Source organism: Pseudomonas sp. LBUM1649, assembly GCF_059716155.1.
The window spans coordinates 1008693-1033226 of sequence record NZ_CP166807.1 but is presented as its reverse complement, the minus strand read 5'-3'; the positions used below and the strand labels follow the sequence as shown (position 1 = coordinate 1033226).

Below are 24534 nucleotides of genomic sequence, written 5' to 3'. Positions count from 1 at the left end.
GTTCAGGCGGCTGCGGTGGCTTTGAGGGTCGGGCGAAAATCGAAGTCGATCTGCTCGCTGATGCCCAGGTCCTGCGCCAGCTTATGCAGGCCACTGTAGTCGCGCATGATCGTCGCGTTCTTGCTGCTCTCGCGGGTGTCGGCAATGATCGACCCGGCGTCCTCGACCCCTAGCTGCGTGAGGATCGCCTCCCACATCGAGTAGTCCTGGGCGATAAAAGCACTCAGCGCCACCGACAGGTTGCGGGCGAAAAACTCCCGCTGTACGGGCTGCATGTTGGCGTACATCACCTTGGCCACTTCGGCCAGCACCTTGCTGTGGGCGTACTCGTCGCGGTTGTGCAGTTCGGCCACGCGGCGGTTTTGCGGCTGAATGGTCTGGTCGTCCGCCAACAGGTCGAGATAAGCATTGACGCTGATCTCGGCCACCACCGCGAAGGTGATCGCCGCCAGGTCCCGCTGCCATGGCTCGGGCAGTTCCTCGCGCTGGGCCTTGAGGCGCAGGTAAGTCACCGATGGCGGCAACTCCAGATCCTGGTCCAGGGCGCGATCCAGTTTGGTCCGCTCGATGGCCCGCAAGTGCATGAGTGTGTGGTAGTGCTCGTCGATCAGGGTCTGCTGCATTGCTTCGCGAAAATGCCAGTCGTCCTTGCCCAGGTACTGATTGGCGATGACGCTCAGCGCCGGGTTCACCACGTGCTCCTCGGCCGTGACGGTGCGCAGGTTGTAGCCGATCCAGCCCCAGGTCACCACCGTGCTTTTGAGCTCATCGCTCAAGGCCTGGAATTTGGGATGATGGAAAAACGGCACCATGCACTCCGGGTAATCCGGGCGTGCCGGGTCGAACACTTCATTGATCTGGGCCTTGTCCGGCGAACAGACCGCGGCGCGTTTGGTCCAGGCCTGATTGAGCCGCACGATCAGTTGATGATCGACCTGGGCAATCTCGATTGCTGTTTGCATGACGCGATACCTGTAGAACGCGTACCCCGGGGGGGGAGGTACGCCGAAAAAGAAGGGCGACGGAAAAATCAGGCCAGCCAGTAGCGGGTCAGGTTGCGCGCCGGGTCAGTGTATCGGCTGCGGGCATGAATCATCCGCCAGTTGTCCCAAATCAGCATGCATCCGTCGGGAATCAGCACCGGGATGTTGTGTTCGAGGAAGTACGCTTCGCCGAGCGCGGCAAATCTTGCCAGCGGCGCCGTGCTGTTGGTGACTTGCGATTGCTCCAAGGCCTCCTTGGACGGATTCACATCGCCGTAGTGAAACTGGTTGTAGCTGAAGCGGAAAATATCGCCGTCCTCGGTCGGTGTCAGGATGTATTCCCTGACCCGGGTTTGCGCAGGCTCGCCGGGCTTGGCGGTGGCGACGAATTCCACCGGCGTGTCGTCGAGCCATTCGCGCAACTGCGGTTCACTGTGCGCAAGCAACTCCAGGAACGCATAGCCATCCACCAGACCGGTGTGACCGCCACCGCAAGTCGCCTGTTTATGGCAATGCAGCGCCAGGTAACGCGGCGGCGGGCCGTACACCGGCGCTTCGGTGTGCGGGCCGATGCCGTTCATGCTCTGGGAATACGGCAAGTCCTCGTAGCCCGGCTTGCGGGTGATGGCGAAAGCCATCTGGCCATTGAACTGCGGAATGATCGGGCCGAATTCATGCAGTGTGCCTGCAACATCGTGGGTAAATTCCCCTGGGGTCAGCACAGTCCAGCCACGACTCGACAACTCTTCATGGCGATGGCCCAGCGAAACATAAGGTGTGGACGCAACAATCCCTTGGTCTGACATGGTGAGTTTCCTGACGGTTTATCCGGCGTTTACGGTTGAGGTGTAAGCGGCGATCAATTCACTGCAGGCGCTGCCCGGTCGATATCGCTGCTCATCGATGCTCTGTACCGGGGTGATTTCGGCGGCGGTGCCGGTGAGAAAACACTCGTCGAAGTCGCCCAGTTCCGTGGGCAGGATCGTGCGTTCGATGACCTGGTAGTCCAGCGCCCGGGCCAGTTCGATGACGGTCTGGCGGGTAATGCCGTCGAGGAAGCAATCAGGCACCGGCGTATGCAAGGTCCGCCCCTTGGCGAAGAACACGTTGGCGCTGGTGGCTTCGGCGACATGGCCGCGCCAGTCAAGCATCAAGGCGTCGTGGTAGCCGTTGTTCTCGGCGTCGTGCTTGCTCAATGTGGCGATCTGGTAATGCCCGGACGCCTTGGCTTCGAAGGGGCTGCTGCTGGGCGGCGGACGGCGCCAGGTGGCGGTCTTCAGGCGGATGCCGGCCATGCGCGCCGCCGGGTCGAAATAGCTCGGCCATTGCCAGCAGGCAATCGCCACATGCACGCGATTGAATCGCGCCGAAGTGGAAATCATCTCGCTGCCGCGCCAGGCCACCGGCCGCAAATAGCCGTCGTCCACCTGGTTGCGTTGCAGCAATTGATGGCTGGCCGCTTCCAGCTCGGCGGGTTCGAACGGGATGGCAAAATCCATCAGCTGCGCGGAACGAAACAGCCGCTCGGTGTGTTCGCGCAGCTTGAAGATCTTGCCGTTGTACACGCGCTCGCCCTCATACACCGTGCTTGCGTAATGCAAGCCGTGGGTCAGCACATGCAGGCGCGCCTGGGACCACTCGACGAACTCGCCATCGAGCCAGATCAATCCTTCGCGCTGATCAAACGGGATACCGCTCATGTCCTTGTCTCCCCAGTAATTAAGCGTCGTCCTACGCCGTTTGCAGCAGGACCGGTATCAACTCCGGCGCTGGCGCCAGCAAACGCTCAGGCTCGGTCTGAAAGAAAAAACCTCGTTCGCCAAAGGCCGGACGCAGCTCGTCGAACCAGGTCGCCTGCGGATCGAAGCGCGCATAGAAGGTGCGCAATACCCATTGCGGGTCCCGGGCCTGGAGGAACTGCAACACGAAGACTTTTTCCCCGGCGACGGTCTCGATGCCGTTGATCAAGACCTTGCCGTAGAAGGTGCTCATCGACGGCCCGCGCACCGTACGCGCCAATCCGGACACTGTGCGGTACGCCGCCTGAAAGATCTCGAACGCCCGGGCCAGCGGCATCGCGAAGTAGTGGCTGGGGCCGGTGTCGCGCTCGACGAACATGTAATAGGGCACCGCGCCGAGTCGTACGCCTTCGGTCCAGAGGTCCGCCCAATCGGCGGGGTTTTCGTTGATATGGCGGATCACCGGCGCCTGCATGCGCAGGGTCGCGCCCGTGGAGCGAATGCGTTCGACGGCGTGCCGGGCGATGTCCTGGCGAATCTCTACCGGGTGGTTGTAGTGGCCCATGATCGACAGGTTTTTCCCCGCCGCGACGATCCGCCGGAAAAGCTCGAGCAACTCGGTTGCGTCCTTGTCACTGACAAACCGCTGCGGCCAATACGCCACGGATTTGGTGCCGATGCGGATGCTTTTGAGATGCGCCAGCTCCAGCAGCGGCTCGATGTAGCCGGCCAGCGAACGGCTGTTCATGATCAATGGATCGCCACCGGTGATCAGTACGTCGGTCACTTCCGTGTGCACGCGCAGGTAGCTCAGCAGTTCCTGGGATTCCCGTGCATTGAACTTGAGTTCTTCCTCGCCGATGAACTGCGCCCAGCGAAAACAGAAAGTGCAGTAGGCGTGACAGGTCTGGCCGGCACCGGGGAAAAACAGCACGGTCTCGCGATACTTGTGCTGAATGCCCGGCAGGACTTTTCCGTCGAGGTTCGCGCCGTTGTGCGTCAGCTGCCCGGCCGGATGGGGGTTCATGCGCAGCCAGATCGTCTCGATCCGCCGCTTGATCGTGGCGGCGTCGTCCTCCTCGATCAGTTGCTTGAGCGAGGCATACTCATCCGCCAGCAACATGTCCTTGTGGGGAAATGTCATGCGGAAAATCGGATCGTCCGGGATGTTGTCCCAGTCGATCAACGTCCCCAGCACGTATTCGTTGGTGCGAAACGGCATGACCCGGGCCACCACCGTCATGGCTTCCTGCAACTCCGGCGTCAGCTTGTGCCAATAGGGTGTGTCGCGAATGGTGCGAGCGTTATAGGGTTTGTAGCGTTCGTGCTCCGACAGTCCTTGCATGGCAGCGCTCCTGGTGATTGCCCTGACAGTCGCCTTAAACCACAGCGGGTGCGATGGCCGGCGCTTTGCGCTCTATGTCCATCCATGCCCGAACGCTGTCGCGATCCCACTGGCGACGGACATACGCCGCGAGTCGCGCCGGGACTTGATCGCCATTGGCGACCAGCCGGTTGAGCATGATCGCCAGGTCAGTGTCGGCAATGCTCCAGTCGCCGAAGAGGTGCTCGGCGCCCTCCTCCAGCAAGCGGTCGGCGACGAAGAACAGGCGCTCGACCGCGGCCTTGGCTTCGTCGGAGAGCGGCACGTCTTTCTTGCCGAAGTACACCAGGTCAAACGGGCGCTCTTTGCGAATCACCAGCAAATCGCTGCGCAGCCAGGCTTGGAGTTGACGGGCCCGGGCGCGCTGCTGGAGGTCTTGGGGGAAGAGTCTTTTATGCCCTGGAGCGAGTTCCTCCAGATACTCGGCGATCGCGGAAGACTCCGACAGCGCAAAGCCTGCATGAACTAATGTGGGAATCTTGCAGGTCAGCGAAATATCACGATATATCGATTGATAGTTCTCCCTCGCCTTTAAATCCAGCGAGACAAGTTCAAATGAAAGTTGCTTTTCCTTGAGTGCCACAAACGCTGACATCGCAAAAGCGCTGACAAAATCCGCGCCAACATAGAGTTTAATCCTGTTGCTTTCCATAGAACGCTCCCTTGCACTAAGCACATTAATCCGTTGCATTCCAGGCGATCGTAGTAAGTTGATCAAGCGCTGAACAGATACAGAAATTATCCGTTTGCATCGATACAGAAAATTCGAAAGTGCAAATGCCAAGGGGGGCATCGAGGGCATGGCAGAAAAGAAAAAGGGAGTCCGCGAACGCGGACTCCCTTGATGTGCAACGGAGGGGAAATTACAGCTGGCGGGGGATCAAGCCAACATTGTCGGTAAAGTTGGCGAGCAGCAGCGCCTGAGGCATGTTGCTGATATTGAGCATGGCCAGCGGCTCGGTGGCGCTGGTGTTGACGAAGCCGTGGCGGGTCCAGGCCGGCACCAGCAGCACGTCCCCGCTGCCGACGCGCACTGCCTCGGCATCGCCCAGGGTCAAGGTGCCGTTGCCGCACTGGATGATGAACAGGTGCCACCACGAATGGTCATGACCGTGGAGCTCCGCACCCGGTATCAACCATTGCATGGACACAGCCATTCCGGGCGTCAACGAGCAGCCATCGAGGCTGTTGTCGTGGGCCAGCGCGACAATATCGACATCGCTGGCCTCAAGGCTCTGGCGTATACCCGTTAGTTCAACATCCTTCCATACCCGTGGTTTGATCGGCTGGCGAACCAGACTTTGGCGAAAGTCTTTATATGAAAAAAACGCACCTTGAACGTTATTCATGTCCGGATTCCAACTTATTCTGCAGAGTTGAGTCACTCGACCTTAGGCGAACAATTAATCGCTGTAAAGCCGAACAACTCACACTTATAACGCAGAAGGTCGCAACGCCACGATCATGTCCACTTCTACTGCCGCGTTTTTCGGCAACTGATAAACACCGACGGTAGTGCGTGTATGTTTGCCGGCATCGCCCAGTACGTGACTGAAAACATCCGAGGCGCCGTTGGCCACTTCGCTGAGGTCGACAAAGTCCGCCGTGGATTTCACATACACCGTGATCCTTATCAGCGACTTGATCTTGTCCAGCGAACCGATGGCGTCGACGATCAACGCCAACCCGCGCATCGCGCAGAGGCTGGCGGCCGCTTGCGCATCCGCCATGTCGAGGTCCAGGCCGACCCGCCCGGGGTAGTGGATCTGGCCGTTCATGCGCGGCACCATGCCGCTGACATACAACTCGTCGTGGTGGCGGATCAGCGGTGCGTAATGCCCGCCTGCGCTGTTTTCGCCGTAGATGTCGTAGTCGAATTCCTTCGCCAGCGCGATGAAGCGCTCATCACAGCTCATGTGCTCAATCATTTACCGAACCTCTTGATCAATACTGCAAAAAAACATCGATCCCTGATACTCAACACACAACCCTTGCAGATGGCTCCAGGTTGGTGATCCCGATGCTTGATTCGATGGCCTCGGCCAGGCGCAACAGGTCATTGCTGAGCTGCCTGTAGTCTTCGTTGAACAACACGATGTGGCCGATAAACGAAAAGTTGTCTTGCACCAGTGCGCTGACCGAATCACCGATGTGTTTGCTCACCACCGCCTCCAGCAGATCGATGTTCAGCGAGCGGGCCAGGGACAGGATGTCCGGTACCTCTCGCAAGATGCCGCCAGTGGTCGCCCGGAGCAGGCGTATGCCGCAGTAGCCGCGAGGCACCGGCTCCTGGCTATCGACCTGGCCTTCCACGGCCCAGCGGACCCAACGCTCCCACGGGTCGAAATCGACGAACGCCTTAAGCGCCAGGTCCCAGATGTGCATGCCACCGGGGCGCATGTTGGTTTCAACGGCCGAGGTGCGATGATTGGCCCTGTAGAACACTTCGTTGTGCCAGGCACCGTTGTCCTGGGAAACCAACCCCGCCATGTGCCGGCCGGCAGCCATCAATCGAGCCTGAACCTCAGGCGTCAACGGTGCGGGCACCACTTGCTGGATCTCAGCGCGGTAGGCACCTTCGGTGGTGGTTTTTTCGGTGATCCAGGTACTTCCGGCGGCATAGTCCCAGCTGTATTCCCGGGCGTTCTGGATCAGCTCTTCGAGCACGATGCCGCCCTCGCGATAGGGCTTGAGCGCTTGCCACGCCTCGTCGCATTCGGACGGGTGACGGATGACGCGGCAGCCTCGACTGGCACCTTCGCAGGCCGGCTTGATGAAAGCCTTTCCGCCCAGTTCGATCACGCGCTGACGCAGTTCCGGCAGGCTCTCGATACGGCTGGAAACCACCGGCCGATAATCTTCGGGAGCCGTGGTGGCCGACGCTTCGAGCTGGCGGAAAATCTGTTTGTCCAACCCTGCCCGCGCCTCGGCGGGAGAAATACCGGGCAAGCCGAAATGACTGGCCAGCGCCGCACCGAGCAACACGCCACGGTCAGAAAACGGCAGCACGCCGATCAGTTTCCAGCGATCGGCCTTCAGGCACCCCACCACCAGTTCGAGGGAGGCTGCAACGTCTTGCTCGGCCAGCGAAGTGCTGCAGACGTGATCCGCCACCTGGTCGTCAAAGGGCTGGACCTGCTCGACCAACAGGATAAGCCTTGCGTCGTATAGCGACTTGCACAGATCGCGCAGCTTCTGGATATCGTGAACCCGACTGCCGTTGTACCCCACCACTACTACGCATGAAGTCGTATTCATAATGCCCCCGACTTGCAAAGTGAAAACCGAAACAGCGCTGACTCAGTCATGCAACGACGCGATTGATTGACGGTTGAGCCAGTACCAGACCAGGATCCCGCCAGCGCCGATGGCCGCCAGTACCAACGCGTTGTAGGGCGGTGGCGCGACCCGCATGATCAACACGGTCAACCCTGCGCCGACGCCCAGGGACACTTCCTTGACGAACATGTTGTTCTGCTTGACCGAGAAATAATCGAGGTGGCTGAAGGCGCATTCGGCGATGGACAGCAGCGCCACCCAGATCAGCGCGCCGACCAGGGTGTCGACGTGGAACGCGGCAGGCGAAGACAGCACGGCAAAACCGCCGACGATGATCCCGATCACCGTCAGCACCTTGAAGCGCCCGGTGCTCTCGATCAACTTCATGACCGGTACTTGCGCGAATACCACCACGGCGCTGTTGAGGATCAGCATCAGGCCATACCAGGCAGGCAGCTCGCCCGTCTTGAGCAGGATCGCCTGCGGCAGGATCGAGAACACACCGAACAGCTTGATGCCCATGATGACGCCGGCGATGACCCACGGCAGTTTGTTGCGCCAGCCGCTGCCTTCCTGGTTGGCGGGACGGGCAACCCCAGGGGCGCAGGTGAAGGTCGCGCCCATGGCGATAGGCAGGCACAACAGGACGAAACTGGCGGCGCCGAGGAAAAACAGGGTCGGGGTCAGCAGCGGCGACAGCAGGATCAACCCTGCCAGCAGGCTGCCCATGTTCATGGCGACGCGGTTGTAGGCGGCGCCCTCCTTGGTCTGGGCCGCTTCGCTCTTGATCAGGTAGCCGGCAATCGCTATGCCGTAGGCAAACAATGCCGCGGCAAACATGATGACGCCCTGGTTACTGGTGACCGCCAGCAACACCAGCCCGAGGGCGGCGCATAGCAGTGTGACGCTCAAGGAGCGACGACCGAGTACCAGCAACGTCAACGGCAACAGCAGCAACAAGGCCCGATAACCCAGGGCCAGGATGCTGTTGGTGGCGGTATCGAGCCAGACGTTGGCCTTGCCCAGCACCGCGAACAGCGACACGGCAGTGATGATCCGGATGGTGAACAACCGCAGGTTGATCACCGGCTTGGCCACGACGACCGTTGTTTCGACACTCATGCAACACCTCACGAACCTGGTATCGATCGACCGCCATAGGTCAACCATCCAGAAAGTCTGTAAGGCGATGGTAGAAAGAGATGCTTGTCTTGATCAGAGCAAGTTCGTATAGAATCAAACGAACTTTACTGCCGGAGAGACCAGTAAAATGCAGGCTCAGCGAGCAGTGATCGCCGCTATCGAGTTCCAGCCGGGTGTGCCGCTGGTCCAGCAGATCGTCGATCAGTTGTCGGTGGCGATCAGCAAGGGCGGCCTGCCCCACGGCTCAAGGCTGCCACCGATTCGCGAACTCTCCGACCTGATGCACGTGGGCAAGTCCACGGTGGTCGACGCCCTCGACCGCTTGCGCGCCAAGGGGCTGGTGGTGTCACGCCAGGGTTCGGGGCATTACGTGCACCGTTCCAGCAGCACCGTCCAGGCCCACGCCGGCCCGGACCTGCTGCCCCAGGACACACTCAGCGTGGTCCGCCGCGCGGTGCTGCTGGACAATGGCGCGCTGCGCCCGGGGGCCGGTTTTCTGCCATCCTCGTGGCTGCCTGCCGAAGAATTGCTCAAAGCCGTGCGCGGCACACTTCGCGCAACCACGCTGCGCATGGGCGAATACGGTAACGCCAGCGGTTACCTGCCACTGCGCCAGGCCTTGCGGGTCAAGATGTCGACCCTGGGCATCGAAGCGCCAGTTGACCAGATCATCACCACCGCCAACACCGTACAAGCCATCGACATGCTGATGCGCCTGCTGGTCAAACCCGGCGACACGGTGCTGCTCGACGACCCGTGTTACTTCACCATGCACACCAACCTGGCCTGGCACGGCGCCAAGGTCATCACCATCCGCCGCGATTGCGACGGTATGGACCTGGATGCCTTGGAGCAGTTGCTGATCGCCCACCGTCCGGTGCTCTACCTGACCAACAATGCCCTGCACAACCCGACCGGGCACTCGTTCACCTCGGCGCAGGTTTACCGCTTGCTGGAGTTGAGCCATCGCTACAATTTCCACATCCTCGAAGACGATTTGTACTGCGACATGCAGCAACGCCGAACGCCGCGCCTGGCCGCGAGCGGGCTGGACAATGTCTCTTACGTCTCCGGGTTCTCCAAGACCCTGACCGCCAACAGCCGCGTCAGCTTCGCGGTGCTGTCACCGCAACTGGCGGCGCGAATGGTGACCTTGAAAATGGCCTGCGGTGGCATGACCTCGGAAATGGCCGAACAGATTATCTGCACGATGCTCAGCGACGGCAGCTATGCCAAACACATGCGACGCACCGTGGACCGGCTCTACGAGTCGAACAGCCGGGTGGCGGCGTGGCTGGGCGAAGCCGGGTGTTCGGTGTCGTCGCTGCCAGGGGAAGGGCTGTATATCTGGACTCGACTGCCAGAGGGATTCAAAGCCGAGTGCCTGGCCAGAAAGGGTCTGGAAATAGACCTGGTTTTGGCGCCGGGAACCTTGCTCAGTAAGGCGGCGGATGCCAATCAGTTTCTGCGATTCAATGTGGCGCACAGTGATCACGTGCAGGTGCGGGAGCGGTTTTTCCGGTTGTTGGACAAGCCACACAAATAACCGACCGCCACCAATCCCTGTGGGAGCGAGCCTGCTCGGGACTGTCATAAATTTTGTGTTCGGGCATAACATGTTGAAGAGGTGCATGTATGCCGACCAAAAAGAAACCGGCCCGCGAGGCCCAGCGTGACCTTCCATCCATTCCAAAAGAGCTGATCGACCAGTTCGTGAACGGTCCGATGAGTGCCGAAGCCATTCAGGACGCTTCGATGGCGTTCAAAAAGGCGCTGATTGAACGAGCCTTGGGAGCCGAACTCGGCCACCACCTTGGCTACCCTCAGGGCGCGCAGCGCCCTGAGGAGTCGAGCAACCAGCGTAATGGTAAGAGCGGCAAGACCGTGCTGACCGATGACGGCCCGCTTCGCCTGGACATCCCCAGAGACCGCGATGGCAGCTTTGCTCCGATTCTGATCCCCAAGCACGAGCGCCGCTTTACCGGCTTCGATGACAAGATTATTGCCATGTATGCACGCGGCATGAGCGTGCGCGAGATTCGTGCATTTCTATCGGAGCAATACGGCACAGATGTCTCCCATGACTTCATCAGCTCAGTCACCGATGCAGTTCTGGAAGAGGTCAGTGCTTGGCAGCAGCGACCACTTGAACCCATGTACCCAGTCATTTTCTTCGATGCTCTGCGGGTCAAAATCCGTGACGAGGGGGTGGTTCGCAACAAGGCCATTTACTTAGCCCTGGGCGTATTGCCGGACGGTACACGAGATATTCTGGGCATCTGGATTGAAACGACCGAGGGTGCCAAGTTCTGGATGAAGGTTTTCAATGACCTCAAGACTCGAGGCGTCGAAGACGTTTTGATCGCTGTCACTGACGGACTCAAAGGCATGCCAGAAGCCTTGAGTGCGGTGTTCCCTCAGACGACGCTGCAGACCTGCATCGTCCACTTGATCCGTAACAGCCTTGATTACGCGGCCTGGGATAAACGTCGCGAACTGGCCAAAGCCCTGAAGCCGATTTATCAAGCACTCAACGCTGAAGTTGCCGAGCAGGCTTTAGATGCCTTCGAATCTGGACCTTGGGGTAAACAATATCCAACGGTGGCTGCTGCCTGGAGGCGTGCCTGGGACCGAGTCATCCCGTTTTTCATCTTCCCGCCAGCCATACGAAAAGTGATCTACACCACCAACGCCATCGAGAGCATCAATGCTCAGTTGCGCAAGATCATCAAGACAAGAGGACATTTTCCAACCGATGATGCGGCGACAAAGCTGATCTGGCTGGCACTGCAAAATATCACCGCCAATTGGGGCAGTCCGGCCCATGACTGGAAGAACGCAATGAATCAGTTCGCGGTTTTGTACGGAGATCGATTCATCAGGCCAACTTGGTGAAATGAAGGCCTGCCTTACGGCAGGCTGTTACCGGCCCGCACACAAAAAATCTGACACTCTCGCCTGCTCGCGAAGAGGCCGTCACATCCAGCATCAATGTTGCCTGACACACCGCTTTCGCGAGCAGGCTCGCTCCCACAAGGGTTTGTGGCGCCCAATCCCATCCCGGCCAGCACAAGGCCACGATTGTGCAATCCGATACCTACACGCTAACTTCGATCCGTCGCTGCCGATTCAGCGACCGGGCCTGATAACTCGAATTGATATAGGCACAATTGGAGTTCTCTTTATGCATGCCCGCAGTCCGTTCAAAATTAATTCTCTTGCACTCAGCACCTCCCGACCAGCAGGAGGTGAAGCCCAATGACCAATCCCCAAGACCTCGAAACCATCGGCCTCACCCCTTTCTCCTATCACGCCAATCAACCGCTACTCCGCATCAACCGCGGCGTCCCAATCATTCAGGCCCTCTCCCACGCCTCCGACCTGCTCCACCTCAAACTGCTCGCATCAGACGCGGCCATGGTTCGCGACTCCGACCGGCATGCCTGGGCCTCGCATTTCCTGCAGGACATGAGCAAGGCAATCATCGACGACGTGGTGAAAGTGCTCGACGCACCGTGTAACAACCGCGCGTAAATGAAAAAGCCCCGCGCTTCTCCTGAACGCGGGGCTTTTTATGCGAATACCAATAACCATCGCTCCAAACACTACTGGTCGACTTCCCGCTTCTCCTGCCCCATAAGCAGGGCCTGCGAGACCTGCTCGATATAGTCGAACACTTCCTCCTGAACCGAATACTTGTACTGCTTGCGACGGTGTTTGGAGACGGTGCCGTTTTGCGACAGACACATCATCACAAGACTGGACAAGTCACTACCCCGGACGTCATAGCGCTCATCTACCGCCTTTACGATCTTGTCGTAATTTTGAAGAAATATGGTCTCTTCACGAAGCTCGACTTCAAGGGCACGCTTAGCCATTTCCAAAGTGAATCGTACGCTAGGTGTAGCATCCCAAAAGCGATAGATTGCCGGGTGTCCAGTGAAGTTTAACGACTGATTACCCTGATCTATCCATCGGACATCCCAGAACTCACGCGCCGGCCGAGAGAATTCCTGCAGAGTTTCAAGATACCGGCGCTCCTCTCGCTTCATTGCAACTGAAACCGGTAACAATAAGCCATTTTGCAAGGCACCAGCACGGCACAGCGTCTGGTGAACAAGAAAGCGGGAAAGTCGCCCATTCCCGTCCATGAACGGGTGAAGGAAAACGAAGCCAAAGGAGATTATCCCGGCTGCAACCAAAGGATCGATGTGCTTTGTCGATTCATTTCCCAACGCCATAAGCTGTTCCATCAGCTCTCGACAGAGATCTGGTGCCGGAGGGACATAGGTAACTCCTGCAGCGCCGTGCAAACCATTTGCCAGATGATTCTGTTCATGACGGAACGCGGCGGCCTTATCGTACGGATTGGAAATCGTCGCATTCTGGAGGGTCACAAGGTAATCCTCACTCAGTGGAATGCGTTCATGCGCCTGCCTGAGTAATTGAATAAAACGTCGAGATTTATCTTCGCTCGGTGCTTCCTTCTCGATGGCGAACGAGTCCTGCGTTTCGCTCAGGTAAGCCCAATTGATTGCCCGATCCATCATCCCCGACGGTAGGTCCTCAATAAATCGCTGCGCGCGCGCAAGGATATCGTGTTGCAGCAGATCCATTATTTGAGGTGTACGCTCAACCGTGGCGCAATAAGAAAGCGTGCCAATACCGTTGAACTCTAAACGCCAGCGCGAATTGCGTTCGCCTGGCATCGTTAAATATTGCTTCGGATCGAACAGAGGGATGAAGCCACCTTTTACCGGCGAGTGCTGAGTCAACTCTTCGCCAGTGAACGCTTCGTAAAGGAAACACGCCTTGCGGATGTAGATACCGTTCGGAGCTTTTTGCAATTCGGCTTCCAGTGCTTGTGTCGATATCTGGGGTAACGCTTGGGCTAGAATGGTGAGGTTGATGCCTTCATGCTTCAAAGCAAACAGTACATGTCCCAGGAAGTCGTCTGAAGCAGGGGCGATTCCCGGAGGGACAGCCAATGTCTCACCAATCCGTTCAAGCCGAGTAACAGGCTGCACACTTGCAGATTGGCGCAAAGGGAACGCTGAAAGCTGCAGAGTATTTTGCAGATAGGCATATCCAACCAAGCTCATCGCACAAAATCCTCATTTTTGGTCTGGTTTCGCATTTTTTCTTTAGCGAGCCAAGAAAATCTTAAGTTTTCAAGAATATCTCAATATTTTCTTAAGCTGCACCTTTCCAATGTCATCTGCCCTGACAAACAGTTCATTGGTGGAGAAAGACCCTACCCGAGCAATGCAGGTACCGGCGATAGGACGTTTCCCAAATGCCATGCTCCATTTTCGTAAATGACCAAATCCCCCAACAAAAAGCCCCGCTCTTCTCTCGAAGGCGGGGCTTTTCGGTACAGCATCTAAACCTTAAGGCGCGTACGTCAGCAACAGCTCAGCCGGCACTTTGAAGTCCAGGGACATCATCACGCTCAACGCGGTAATGGTGAAGATCGAGAACACGAACAGCTTGCGTGCCCAGACCGTGTCATCCACTGCCTTGTAGCCGGTCCAGGCCATGTACAGCCAGTACATGCCCATGGCCGCGGCGACGGCGAGGTAGCTCATGCCGGCGTAGCCGCTGAAGGTCAGCATCAAGGTCGCCACGAGGAAGGCCAGGATGTAGATCAGGATGTGCTTCTTGGCCACCTGGATCCCGCGCTTCACTGGCAGCACCGGGATCGATGCGGCCAGGTAATCGTTGAAGCGGAAGATCGCGATGGCGTAGGAATGCGGCATCTGCCACAGGCTGAACATCACCAGCAGGGTCAGCGCGGCCATGTCGAAGGTATTGCTCACCGCGACGTAGCCGATCACCGGCGGCATTGCGCCCGACAGACTGCCCACTAGCGTGCCGTGAACCGACTTGCGCTTTAGGTACAGGCTGTAGAAGCCGACGTAGATCACGAAGCCGATGACTGCGAACAGTGCGGCCAACGGGTTGGCCACCTTGTACAACAGTGCAACGCCGGCAACACCCAGGACGGTCGCATAGATCAGGGCCAGTTTCAGGGAGATCAAGCCCTGCACCAGCACCCGGTTCTTGGTGCGTTCCATCTTCACGTCGATGTCGCGGTCGATGCAGTTGTTGAACACGCAACCGGAGGCAACCACCAGGGACGTGCCGATCATGGCGGCCAGGAAGATGGCCAGATCGACATGCCCTTTGGAGGCCAGGAAGAATCCGCCTGCCACAGAAAGCACGTTACCGAAAATGATCCCCGGTTTGGTGATTTGGATAAAGTGCTTGAGGGACATGCGGACTTACCTCACTTCGCCATCATGAACGTGTGGATGCTGAACATGATCCACAGCGACAGGCCAACCAGCAGGACGATCACGATCGCGGCGAATACAAACGCAATCACGTTGTTACGCTGCGCGGCCGAACGGTCCAGGTGCAGGAAGTACACCAGGTGCACCAGCACCTGGACGATCGCGAACGCGAGGACGATCAACAGGGTGATCGACTTCGGCAGCGTCGGGTACATCACCAGACCGAATGGAATGACGGTCAGGATCACCGACAGGATGAAGCCGATGGCGTACGACTTGTAGCTGCCGTGACCGGCGTCGTCGTGGCCATTGTGGGAATGTGCGTTAGCCATTTACATAGTCCCCATCAGGTAAACAACGGTGAATACGCAGATCCACACGACGTCCAGGAAGTGCCAGAACAGGCTCAGGCAGCTCAGGCGGGTCTTGTTGGTCGACGTCAGGCCATGCTTGTTGACCTGGTACATCATGATCGCCATCCAGATCAGACCGCTGGTCACGTGCAGACCGTGGGTGCCGACCAGGGTGAAGAACCCGGACAGGAAGCCGGAACGGCTAGGGCCGTAGCCTTCGGAGATCAAGATGTGGAACTCGTTGATCTCCATGCCGATGAAGCCCAGGCCGAACAGGAAGGTCATGCCCAACCAGCCCAGCACCTGCTTCTTGTTGCCACGGAAGAACGCCAGCATGGCGAAGCCGTAGGTGATCGAACTGAACAGCAGCAGAGCGGTTTCGCCCAGTACGTATGGCAGTTCGAAGATGTCGTGGCCCGACGGGCCACCCGCTACGTTGTTAACCAGTACCGCGTACACGGCGAAGATCGACGCAAACAGAATGCAGTCGGTCATCAGGTAGAGCCAGAAACCGTATACGGTCATCTCGCCCGAGTCGTGGTGGTCATCGTGCCCATGGTCACCATGGGCGTGTCCAACATTGGTCACTAAGTTCGACATGGTTTAAGCCTGTTCCAACGAGGTTTCAACACGGGTGGCGGTGGCCGGGATTTTCCCTGCCGCTACCAGACGCTTGTGCTGCTCGGCTTCGATGCGCTCGATCACGTCGACCGGCACCATATAGCCTTGATCATCACGGGCGGCGTGGATCGCGAAGTAGACGACAGTGCCTACCAGGCTCGCGATCGCCAGCCACCAGATGTGCCAGATCATGGCGAAACCGAACACGGTCAGCAGAGCACCCATGACCACACCGGTGGCGGTGTTGTTTGGCATGTGGATCGGCTCGTACCTGGCCGGAGCCTTGTACGCGGTGCCGTTTTCCTTGGCTTCGGTGAACGGGTCGACGCAGTCGGCTTTCGGCAGCACGGCGAAGTTGTAGAACGGTGGTGGCGACGAGGTCGACCATTCCAGAGTGTGGGCATTCCACGGGTCGCCGTGTTCGCACATGTTCTCTGGCTTTTTACGGTCACGCACACTGACGTACAGCTGGATCAGTTGGCAGGCGATACCGACAGCGATCATCACCGCACCGAACATGGCGACGTACAGGTACGGCACCCACTCAGGGTTGGTGGTGGCGTTCAGACGACGGGTCATGCCCATGAAGCCCAGTGCATAGAGCGGCATGAATGCGACGAAGAAGCCCGAGATCCAGAACCAGAACGCTGCCTTGCCCCAGCCTTCGTGCAGCTTGAAGCCGAACGCTTTAGGGAAGTAGAACGCGAAACCTGCGATGTAGCCGAATACCGCGCCGCCGATGATCACGTTATGGAAGTGCGCGATTACGAACAGGCTGTTGTGCAGAACGAAGTCAGCACCCGGGATGGCCAGCAGTACGCCGGTCATGCCGCCGATGGCGAAGGTCACCATGAAGCCCAGGGTCCACAGCACCTGGCTGGTGAAACGCAGACGACCCTGGTAGATGGTGAACAGCCAGTTGAACAGTTTCACACCCGTCGGGATGGAAATCAGCATCGTCGCCAGACCGAAGAAGGCGTTGACGCTGGCACCCGAACCCATGGTGAAGAAGTGGTGCAGCCAAACCATGAAGCCCAGTACCGAGATCGCGCCCGAAGCGTAGATCATCGACTTGTGACCGAACAGTTTCTTGCCGGTGAACGCCGAGATGACTTCCGAGAAAACGCCGAACGCCGGCAGGATCAGGATGTACACCTCAGGGTGACCCCAGGCCCAGAACAGGTTGACGTACATCATTGGATTGCCACCAAGTTCATTGGTGAAAATGTGGAAATCCATGTAACGGTCAAGCGTCAGCAGTGCCAGGGTAGCGGTCAGGATCGGGAACGAAGCCACAATCAGGACGTTGGCCCAGGTGCAGGTCCAGGTGAAGATCGGCATGTCCATCAGCTTCATGCCAGGGGTACGCATTTTCAGCACGGTGGCCAGGAAGTTGACCCCCGTCAGCGTCGTACCTAGCCCGGATAACTGTAGCGCCCAGATGTAGTAATCCATCCCCACGCCCGGGCTGTATTGCAGGCCCGACAGCGGCGGATAGGCAACCCAACCGGTCTTGGCGAATTCGCCGACGCCCAGGGACAGGTTGATCAGCACCACGCCAGAAACCAGCAGCCAGAAGCTCAGGGAGTTCAGGAACGGGAAGGCAACGTCACGCGCGCCGATCTGCAGCGGCACTGCAAGGTTCATCAGGCCGGTGAAGAATGGCATCGCCATGAAGATGATCATGATCACACCGTGGGCGGTGAAGATCTGGTCATAGTGTTCAGGTGGCAGGTAGCCAGGCGAACCCTCAGTGGCCATGGCCAGCTGGGTACGCATCATGATGGCGTCGGCAAAGCCGCGCAGCAGCATGACCATGGCAACGATGATGTACATCACGCCGATTTTCTTGTGGTCGACCGAAGTCAGCCACTCGGTCCACAGATAGGTCCACTTCTTGAAATAAGTGATACCCGCGAACAGTGCCAGACCACCGAGCGCGATCATGGCGATGGTCACCATCACGATCGGCTCGTGGAACGGGACCGCTTCCCAACTTAATTTACCAAACATCGTTTACTCCTCTGCCCCGGCAGCTGAATGCGAGTTCATGTCCGTAGCGGCCACTTCTTTCTCTTTCTTCTCGTGCTTGACCTTCGGGCCTGGTTTCATGCCTTCGTACTTGTCGACGATGGTCTGGAACAGGTTCGGCGTCACCGAGGAGTAGAGCTCGACTGGGTTGTTCTGGCTCTGCTTGGAAAGGGCTGCGTATTCAGCTTGTTCAAGCTGTTTAGGTGCCTTTTTGACTTCACTTACCCAGGCGTCGAAATCTTCCTGGGAAGTTGCGATCGCTTTGAATTTCATACCGGTGAAACCGGCACCGCTGTAGTTGGCGGAGATGCCGTCCATTTCAGCGTTGCGGTCGGCAATCAGGTGCATTCTGGTCTGCATGCCCGCCATCGCGTAGATCTGGCCGCCCAGGCCCGGGATGAAGAACGAGTTCATCACGGCGTCGGAGGTGATCTTGAAGTTGATTGGCGTGTGCGCCGGGAACACGATCTTGTTGACCGTGGCAATGCCTTGTTCCGGGTAGATGAACAGCCACTTCCAGTCCAGCGCGACCACTTCGATGGTCACAGGCTTGACGTCGGATTCGATCGGACGGTACGGGTCCAGCTCGTGGGTCGACTTGTAGGTGATGTAACCCAGGGCGATGATGATCAACACCGGAACAGTCCACACCGCGATCTCGATCTTGGTGGAGTGGTTCCATTTAGGCGTGTAGGTCGCCTTGGTGTTGGACGCGCGGTATTTCCAGGCGAACAGGAAGGTCATCACGATGACCGGCACCACGACCAACAGCATCAGCAGCGTTGCGGTGATGATCAGGTTTCGCTGTTCCAGGCCAACCTGGCCCGTGGGATTGAGCAAGGTCATGTTGCAGCCTCCCAGCAACAACGTGCCGAGCAGCGGCAATAAGCCTAGTAGTCTGGGGTACCTGTTTTTACTCATCTCACGACCTCTAAAGCAGCTTGCGCAATGCAGTTGGGTTTTGATCGCCAACACTTCACCCTGCCAAGGGTTGGCATTTTTCTTGGATTGAATAAGGGCTTGCCCGTCGAGCGTCAGAGGCGTTTCGACAAATCCTGGGCCAGCGGTGAGTTCTTATTCGAATTCGTGGTCAAAGGCCTTGTTACAGCCCAATTCCATTTGGTGCGGATAGTTGGAGGCACCGACACCTGGGAGTCGCATCAAGCCAAAAGGCCTCTCGACACCCTCGTGCCACTCATGCATCAGAGCCACGGTGAGCTGCCGGGAATTCAGTGCGGGCGATTGTAGATATGTAGCGTTTTATAAACCATGTCTTATCCCGAAATAATTTTTATCCCAGCCCGCAACAATCCTGACCAATTTGTGCAAAAGCGGCGCATCTTATCGAAAATGAATCGCAACAAAAACACCAAAAATAGTAGGCCTACCACCCGCAATTCAGACAGTGTCCAAGGTTCCACAACAGTCCTCTACCCCGCCCTAACCCCGCTATGACAAGGGCTCTGGCAAATCGCCACAACCTGTTAAAACTGTCTGTTCCCTTTTGCCCCGGCTAAAATCTGGCGACGCACAAACACGCCAATTTCATTGCATGAGACTGCACCAATCCGGCACTCGAAAGCGCGCTGCGACACTCGCGATGTGACAACATGTCGCACACTTGTCGCACCCCTGATTGCCGCGCATCACGGTCTTTTTACCTGGCCCCTGAAATGCAAAAACGCCCCGGCCCTCTCATCGAGGTCCGGAGCGTTTTGTGTCTATCGCAGTAATGCCGCCGATGACTTCAGTGCAGCGCCTTGCGATTGCGCATCGTCAGCAGCGGCACCAGCACCACCACCAGCACGAAGGCCAGCAGCGCCCACTGCGCCAGGGACAACCCCAGGATCGGCGGGTACGGCGTGGAGCAGAAACCGTCAACCTGGAAGCCCAGCGGGAAGATCTTCGCCAGCGGCAAGCCGTCGACTATCGGTTGCAGCACATCGATGCCGCAACTGACGGCAGGATAGAACTGCGTGTAGACGTGATGCCCGGCCACCCCGACGCCTGCCAGGGCACAAATCACCACCAGGGTCTCCAGCACCGTGATGCTGCGACGCGTGCGCATGGCCGCACCGATGAAAGCGAAGAGCGCGATCAACAGCAGCGCGTAACGCTGCAGGATGCACAACGGGCACGGGGCCTCGCCCAAAGCCACCTGCATGTACAGCGCACCGCCGATCAGCGCCAGGCAGATGATGCCCAACAGCACCAGATAGCGCCGCTCGCGGCCCAGACGCATCGTTTCCTCGCTCATCGTGTTTCCCTTTTAACTATCGATTGCCCGCCAGTTTACACGCTGGCCCTGACCTTTGAGAGCCTGGTGCGCACTGGCCGATTGTGGGGAAATAGACGACAGGCCGGTTAAGACGGGATTAACCGTAACGCGCCTGGCCCCTCGAACTCGGCCTGAAGCAACTTCACAAACGCCTCACGCGCCGGGTGCCGACCTGCGCTCTCGTGCCAGTAAAAAAGGTTGTCGATGCTCGTCAGTTCCGGGAATTCATATCCTTGGCAACCTGCGCTGAGACAATACTGTTCATAGATTCCACGGGGCACCAGCGAGATACCGGCACCGGCACTGACGCAGCCAACGATGGTGCCATAGCTGGCGATGCTGACAATCGGCTGCACCTGGTCATGGCGCAATAGCCACTGTTCCAGCGCGAAGCGGTACGGACAGCCCGGGGGCCACATGAAAATGGCCTTGCCCTGCAGATCCGCCGCCTGGCGCAAAGGCCCATGGGAGGCGGAGGCGATGAGAATCAGATCTTCGCGGTACATCACTTCCCGCTTCAGTCCCGGGCGTTCAACGTTTACCGCCACGAACGCCCCATCCAGCCGCCGATGCTGAGTGTCGTCAAGTAATTGAGCCCAAGTGCCGGTGCTCAACTCCAGCATCACCTTTGGGTAAAGCTCGTGGTACTTGGCCAATAACCGAGGCAATCGCCCAGTGGCACTGGACTCGATAGCACCAATACGCAGAGGACCGCTCGGCGCACAGCCGGGTGCCAACGCCCTGCGCGCTTCCTCGGCCAGGCCCAGGATTTTCGTCGTGTAATCGAGAAATACCTCCCCGGCGGGCGTGATCCGCAATCCTCGGCCATCGCGAGAAAACAGCGGAGTACCGAGCTCACGCTCCAGGGACTTGAGGCGCGCGGTGATATTGGACGGTACGCAATGCAGCACCTCGGCCGCGCGGGCGATGCTGCCGAGATGGTGAACCGTGTTGAACATGCGCAGTTGGGACAGTTCCATAGCTCAGCCAAAGTGAATACTTGATTCAGTTTAAGTCACTTGTAGTGAATTCATAGGGTTTTGATAATTCGAGTGCCGGCATTGCATCACGCCTTTTTCCGCCGGACACAGAGGAAGCCTTATGGATTTTGTTCAACGCCACCTCGCCGAAAGGCCAGGCGTAAAAATCGCCTTGGCGACGTTTTTCGTGATCCTCTGCTGGGCTTATTCCCCCATTGGCATCCGTATCGGGTTAGGGGCTTACGAGCCGGGTCATCTGGCGCTGATCCGCTTTCTCATTGCCTCGACGTTCATGGCCGGGGTCGCCTTGGTCACGCGCATTTCCCTGCCTCGCCTCAAAGACCTGCCACTGTTGGCCATGCTGGGATTCTTTGCTGTCAGCCTGCACCACATCGCCATCAATTTCGGCCAACGAGGCGTCAGCGCCGGCGCGGCCAGTGTGCTTGCGCAATCCACGCCGCTGTTCAGCACGATATTGGCGCATTTCGTGTTCAAGGACCGGGTCAACGGTTGGCAGTGGATCTGTGTGCTGTGCGGTTTGCTCGGTGCGGGTGTCGTGGTGACGGGTGATCGTGGCTTTGGAGAACTGGATGCGCACGGGTTGCTGATCCTGCTGGCGGCATTGTCCTGGAGTCTCTATTTCGCCCTGCAAAAACGCCATTCCCATCGCTACGACGGGCTGACGATGGTGTGTTACACCATCTGGTCAGGCACCACGTTATTACTGGTGTATGCACCGGGCTTGTGGAGCGAAGTGCAGAAAGCCTCGGAGTCGGTCAACCTGGCGGTGCTTATCCTGGGCATTTTCCCCAGCGCCCTTGCGTACCTTGCCTGGGCCTACGTACTGACGCACAGCAACATAAGCCGCGCGTCCATTTCGCTTTACCTGATACCGCCCACAGCCATGTTGATGGCATCGGTGGTTCTGGCTGAACGCCCTTCGATCATGGTCATCGTCGGCATGCTCATCGTGCTGGCGAGCGTACTCGCCCTCAATCTGCAGCCATCGAAAGTCTCGGGAATCTGCAGCGCAGTAGGGCTTTCGCGAGAAAGCCCCGGGAGCGATTGATCACTCGCCGTAGATATCAGACTTGAAGTACTGCTGCGAAATCTTCTGGTACTCGCCGTTGGCGCGAATCCCGTCGATAGCGGTGTTCAGCTCCGATACCAGCTCGGTGTTGCCCTTGCGCACCGCAATCCCGGCGCCCTCGCCCACGTATTTCGGGTCTTTGAGCTCTGGTCCGGCAAACGCGTAGCCCTTGCCGCGCGGCATCGACAGGAAGTCGTTGAGCGGAATGGTGTCGGCAAAAATGGCATCGAGGCGACCGGCCGCCAGGTCCATGTAGATCTCTTCGTTGTTGCTGTAGCGCTTGACGTTGACGCCCTTGGGTTCGAAGACTTCGGTCGCGTAACGGTCGGTGGTGGTCGCCCGTTGCACGCCAACCGTCTTGCCCTTGAGGCTGGCGTATTGATCATCCACGACCGCGCCTTCCTTCATGACCAGGCGCGACGAGGTGAAATAATACTTGTGGGTGAAATCCACCGACTTCTTGCGGTCTTCGTTGATGGTCATCGACGACAGTGCCATATCGATTTTCTTCACTTTCAAGGAAGGAATCAGGCCGTCGAACTCGCCCTCGACCCACACGCACTTGACCTTCATCTGCGCGCACAGGGCATTGCCGATGTCGTAGTCGAAACCCACGATTTCGCCTTTGTCGGTCTTGGAGGCGAACGGTGGGTAGGCTGCTTCGATGCCGATGCGCAGGGTTTTCTCGGCGGCAAACAGGCTACTGCACGCCAACAGACTCAGGGCAAGACCGGTGATGAGGGGGAATTTCTTCATGTTCGTTCTCTCGCGGGTTGTTGTTGGTTTGGCAAGACAGAAGAAAGAGCAGAAACGGGCGGAAGCCTTTTTTTGTACTTATAAATCCATACTGGACTTTTATGTATTGGGCGTCAATCGGGTAAATGCAGGGCGCGCCGGCCGATGGTCGGGAGACATTTCTGGGAGTTTTCAGGTGAAGCGAATGGCCTCATCGCGGGCAAGCCTTGCTCCTACAGATTCGATGTCGTTCAAATATTATGTGGACGACCTTGAATCTGTAGGAGCAAGGCTTGCCCGCGATGGCGTACTTGAGAACACCGCAGGAATCACTGCTTCCAGCGATCCGCCGCCGCATGATCACTGTCACGCCCTTCGACCCAACGCGGGCCGTCACTGGTGTTTTCCTTTTTCCAGAACGGTGCACGGGTTTTCAGGTAGTCCATGACAAAGGCGCAGGCGTCGAATGCCGCCTGGCGGTGGGCGCTGGCGGCGCCGACGAAGACGATCGGCTCACCGGGTTCCAGGGCACCGATGCGGTGCAGCACCTCCAGCTTGAGCAAGGGCCAGCGCTGCTCGGCCTCGATGGCGATCTTGCCGAGGGCTTTTTCGGTCATGCCCGGATAGTGTTCGAGGAACATCCCGGCGACATCCAGGCCGTCATTGAAGTCGCGCACATAGCCGACAAAATTCACCACCGCCCCGACGCCGACATTGGCGTCGTGCATGGCGTTGACTTCGGCGCCGGGATCGAACGCGGTCGATTGCACGCGAATGGCCATGTCTCAGCCCCCGGTCACGGTGGGAAAAAACGCCACTTCATCGCCATCGCTGACCGGTTCGTCGAGCTGGCACAGGTCTTCGTTGCGCGCACACATCAGGTTCTGCTCGCGGAGCACGTCAGCACCCTCACGTTGCGCCAGCAACGCCCGCACGTCGTCGACAGTGGCGAACTGGCCTTCGACCTTCACCGATTCCACGCCCAGCGCTTCACGATAACGGGCAAAAAATTTTACGGTGACGTTCATGATTGATCCGCCTGGAAATGCCCGCTCTTGCCGCCGACCTTCTCCAGCAGGCGCACGCTTTCGATGATCATGCCGCGATCCACGGCCTTGCACATGTCATAGATAGTCAAGGCGGCGACACTGGCAGCCGTCAGGGCCTCCATCTCGACACCGGTCTGCCCGGACAACTTGCAGCGCGCCACGATGCGTACGCTGTCCTCGCCTTCGGCACTGAGTTCGACCTTGACCCCGGTCAGCATCAACGGGTGGCACAGGGGAATCAGATCGCTGGTTTTTTTCGCCGCCTGGATGCCTGCAATGCGGGCCACGGCGAACACATCGCCCTTGGGATGCCCGCCGCTGACAATCATTTTCAAGGTTTCGGGCAGCATGCGCACCAGCGCTTGGGCCGTCGCTTCACGGAACGTCACGGCTTTTTCGGTGACGTCGACCATGTTGGCGCGGCCTTGGGAATCGAGATGAGTCAGCACGGGGTTACTCCTGATCAGGAGTCTCGATTGTAAACCTGTGGGTCAGATTTCCGCACGCGAGATTATCGGATCACGCAATCCCCTGTAGGAGCGAGCATGCTCGCGAAAAACGCAGGGACAACGC

25 protein-coding genes are annotated in these 24534 nt (G+C 58.3%); 4 read left to right on the top strand and 21 right to left on the bottom strand.

Annotated elements, in window-relative coordinates; genetic code table 11:
- Positions 1-2: 2 nt before the first annotated feature.
- The 9 genes from ACA058_RS04590 to ACA058_RS04550 form a co-directional block, all read right to left on the bottom strand.
- On the bottom strand, positions 3-962 hold the full coding sequence (locus ACA058_RS04590) for a diiron oxygenase (protein WP_497638053.1): 960 nt from the start codon (positions 960-962) through the stop codon (positions 3-5).
- A 68-nt stretch (positions 963-1030) separates the two neighbouring features.
- Complete coding sequence (locus tag ACA058_RS04585; protein WP_497638052.1) at positions 1031-1789, bottom strand: TauD/TfdA family dioxygenase; 759 nt, start codon at positions 1787-1789, stop codon at positions 1031-1033.
- An 18-nt stretch (positions 1790-1807) separates the two neighbouring features.
- The gene (locus ACA058_RS04580; RefSeq protein ID WP_497638051.1) at positions 1808-2683 is read right to left on the bottom strand and encodes a branched-chain amino acid aminotransferase; all 876 of its coding nucleotides are present in this window, start codon (positions 2681-2683) and stop codon (positions 1808-1810) included.
- 31 nt (positions 2684-2714) lie between these two features.
- A complete protein-coding gene (locus tag ACA058_RS04575) occupies positions 2715-4067 on the bottom strand; it encodes a KamA family radical SAM protein (RefSeq protein WP_497638050.1) in 1353 nt (450 codons plus the stop codon).
- 34 nt (positions 4068-4101) lie between these two features.
- Positions 4102-4758 (bottom strand): glutathione transferase, encoded by a 657-nt coding sequence (yfcF, locus tag ACA058_RS04570; protein WP_497638049.1) that lies wholly within the window; start codon positions 4756-4758, stop codon positions 4102-4104.
- Between the two features lie 211 nt (positions 4759-4969).
- The gene (locus ACA058_RS04565; protein ID WP_497638048.1) at positions 4970-5455 is read right to left on the bottom strand and encodes a cupin domain-containing protein; all 486 of its coding nucleotides are present in this window, start codon (positions 5453-5455) and stop codon (positions 4970-4972) included.
- Positions 5456-5539: 84 nt separating this feature from the next.
- Positions 5540-6034, bottom strand: a complete 495-nt coding sequence (locus ACA058_RS04560) for a RidA family protein (RefSeq protein ID WP_497638047.1) — start codon at positions 6032-6034, stop codon at positions 5540-5542.
- A gap of 49 nt (positions 6035-6083) precedes the next feature.
- Positions 6084-7364: an ATP-grasp domain-containing protein gene (locus ACA058_RS04555; protein WP_497638046.1), complete on the bottom strand. Its 1281-nt coding sequence runs from the start codon at positions 7362-7364 to the stop codon at positions 6084-6086.
- 42 nt (positions 7365-7406) lie between these two features.
- Positions 7407-8507 (bottom strand): MFS transporter, encoded by a 1101-nt coding sequence (locus tag ACA058_RS04550; protein ID WP_497638045.1) that lies wholly within the window; start codon positions 8505-8507, stop codon positions 7407-7409.
- Positions 8508-8655: 148 nt separating this feature from the next.
- Between ACA058_RS04550 and ACA058_RS04545 the strand changes: the two genes are divergently transcribed.
- The 3 genes from ACA058_RS04545 (at position 8656) to ACA058_RS04535 (ending at position 12062) form a co-directional block, all read left to right on the top strand.
- Positions 8656-10074, top strand: a complete 1419-nt coding sequence (locus ACA058_RS04545) for an aminotransferase-like domain-containing protein (RefSeq protein ID WP_497638044.1) — start codon at positions 8656-8658, stop codon at positions 10072-10074.
- Positions 10075-10163: 89 nt separating this feature from the next.
- Complete coding sequence (locus ACA058_RS04540; RefSeq protein WP_497635083.1) at positions 10164-11423, top strand: IS256 family transposase; 1260 nt, start codon at positions 10164-10166, stop codon at positions 11421-11423.
- Between the two features lie 363 nt (positions 11424-11786).
- The gene (locus ACA058_RS04535) at positions 11787-12062 is read left to right on the top strand and encodes a DUF3077 domain-containing protein (protein ID WP_497638043.1); all 276 of its coding nucleotides are present in this window, start codon (positions 11787-11789) and stop codon (positions 12060-12062) included.
- Positions 12063-12133: 71 nt separating this feature from the next.
- Here the strand turns inward: ACA058_RS04535 and ACA058_RS04530 are convergent, their stop codons facing one another.
- From ACA058_RS04530 to ACA058_RS04495, 8 genes are all read right to left on the bottom strand, one after another.
- Positions 12134-13630, bottom strand: coding sequence for a Fic family protein (locus ACA058_RS04530; protein WP_497638042.1), 1497 nt, complete (start codon positions 13628-13630; stop codon positions 12134-12136).
- Positions 13631-13918: 288 nt separating this feature from the next.
- Positions 13919-14806, bottom strand: a complete 888-nt coding sequence (cyoE, locus tag ACA058_RS04525) for a heme o synthase (RefSeq protein WP_497638041.1) — start codon at positions 14804-14806, stop codon at positions 13919-13921.
- Positions 14807-14817: 11 nt separating this feature from the next.
- Positions 14818-15156 carry a cytochrome o ubiquinol oxidase subunit IV gene (cyoD, locus tag ACA058_RS04520; RefSeq protein ID WP_497638040.1) on the bottom strand — a complete coding sequence of 113 codons (339 nt, stop codon included), beginning with the start codon at positions 15154-15156 and terminating at the stop codon, positions 14818-14820.
- Entirely contained in the window at positions 15157-15777 is a 621-nt protein-coding gene (locus tag ACA058_RS04515) for a cytochrome o ubiquinol oxidase subunit III (protein ID WP_497638039.1), read from the bottom strand.
- A 3-nt stretch (positions 15778-15780) separates the two neighbouring features.
- Positions 15781-17811, bottom strand: coding sequence for a cytochrome o ubiquinol oxidase subunit I (cyoB, locus tag ACA058_RS04510; protein WP_497638038.1), 2031 nt, complete (start codon positions 17809-17811; stop codon positions 15781-15783).
- A gap of 3 nt (positions 17812-17814) precedes the next feature.
- A complete protein-coding gene (gene cyoA / locus ACA058_RS04505; protein WP_497638037.1) occupies positions 17815-18750 on the bottom strand; it encodes a ubiquinol oxidase subunit II in 936 nt (311 codons plus the stop codon).
- A gap of 826 nt (positions 18751-19576) precedes the next feature.
- The gene (locus tag ACA058_RS04500; RefSeq protein WP_497638036.1) at positions 19577-20086 is read right to left on the bottom strand and encodes a disulfide bond formation protein B; all 510 of its coding nucleotides are present in this window, start codon (positions 20084-20086) and stop codon (positions 19577-19579) included.
- 107 nt (positions 20087-20193) lie between these two features.
- A complete protein-coding gene (locus ACA058_RS04495; RefSeq protein ID WP_497638035.1) occupies positions 20194-21087 on the bottom strand; it encodes a LysR family transcriptional regulator in 894 nt (297 codons plus the stop codon).
- A 121-nt stretch (positions 21088-21208) separates the two neighbouring features.
- On the opposite strand from ACA058_RS04495, the gene ACA058_RS04490 reads away from it, so the two are divergent.
- Positions 21209-22156: a DMT family transporter gene (locus ACA058_RS04490; RefSeq protein ID WP_497638034.1), complete on the top strand. Its 948-nt coding sequence runs from the start codon at positions 21209-21211 to the stop codon at positions 22154-22156.
- Here the strand turns inward: ACA058_RS04490 and ACA058_RS04485 are convergent, their stop codons facing one another.
- The 4 genes from ACA058_RS04485 to moaC form a co-directional block, all read right to left on the bottom strand.
- Positions 22157-22933 carry an ABC transporter substrate-binding protein gene (locus ACA058_RS04485; RefSeq protein WP_497638033.1) on the bottom strand — a complete coding sequence of 259 codons (777 nt, stop codon included), beginning with the start codon at positions 22931-22933 and terminating at the stop codon, positions 22157-22159.
- 308 nt (positions 22934-23241) lie between these two features.
- Complete coding sequence (gene moaE / locus ACA058_RS04480; RefSeq protein WP_497638032.1) at positions 23242-23694, bottom strand: molybdopterin synthase catalytic subunit MoaE; 453 nt, start codon at positions 23692-23694, stop codon at positions 23242-23244.
- Positions 23695-23697: 3 nt separating this feature from the next.
- Positions 23698-23940 (bottom strand): molybdopterin converting factor subunit 1, encoded by a 243-nt coding sequence (moaD, locus tag ACA058_RS04475; protein WP_497638031.1) that lies wholly within the window; start codon positions 23938-23940, stop codon positions 23698-23700.
- On the bottom strand, positions 23937-24410 hold the full coding sequence (moaC, locus tag ACA058_RS04470; protein WP_497638030.1) for a cyclic pyranopterin monophosphate synthase MoaC: 474 nt from the start codon (positions 24408-24410) through the stop codon (positions 23937-23939). Before moaC ends, moaD begins: the two co-directional genes overlap by 4 nt.
- Positions 24411-24534: the final 124 nt, after the last annotated feature.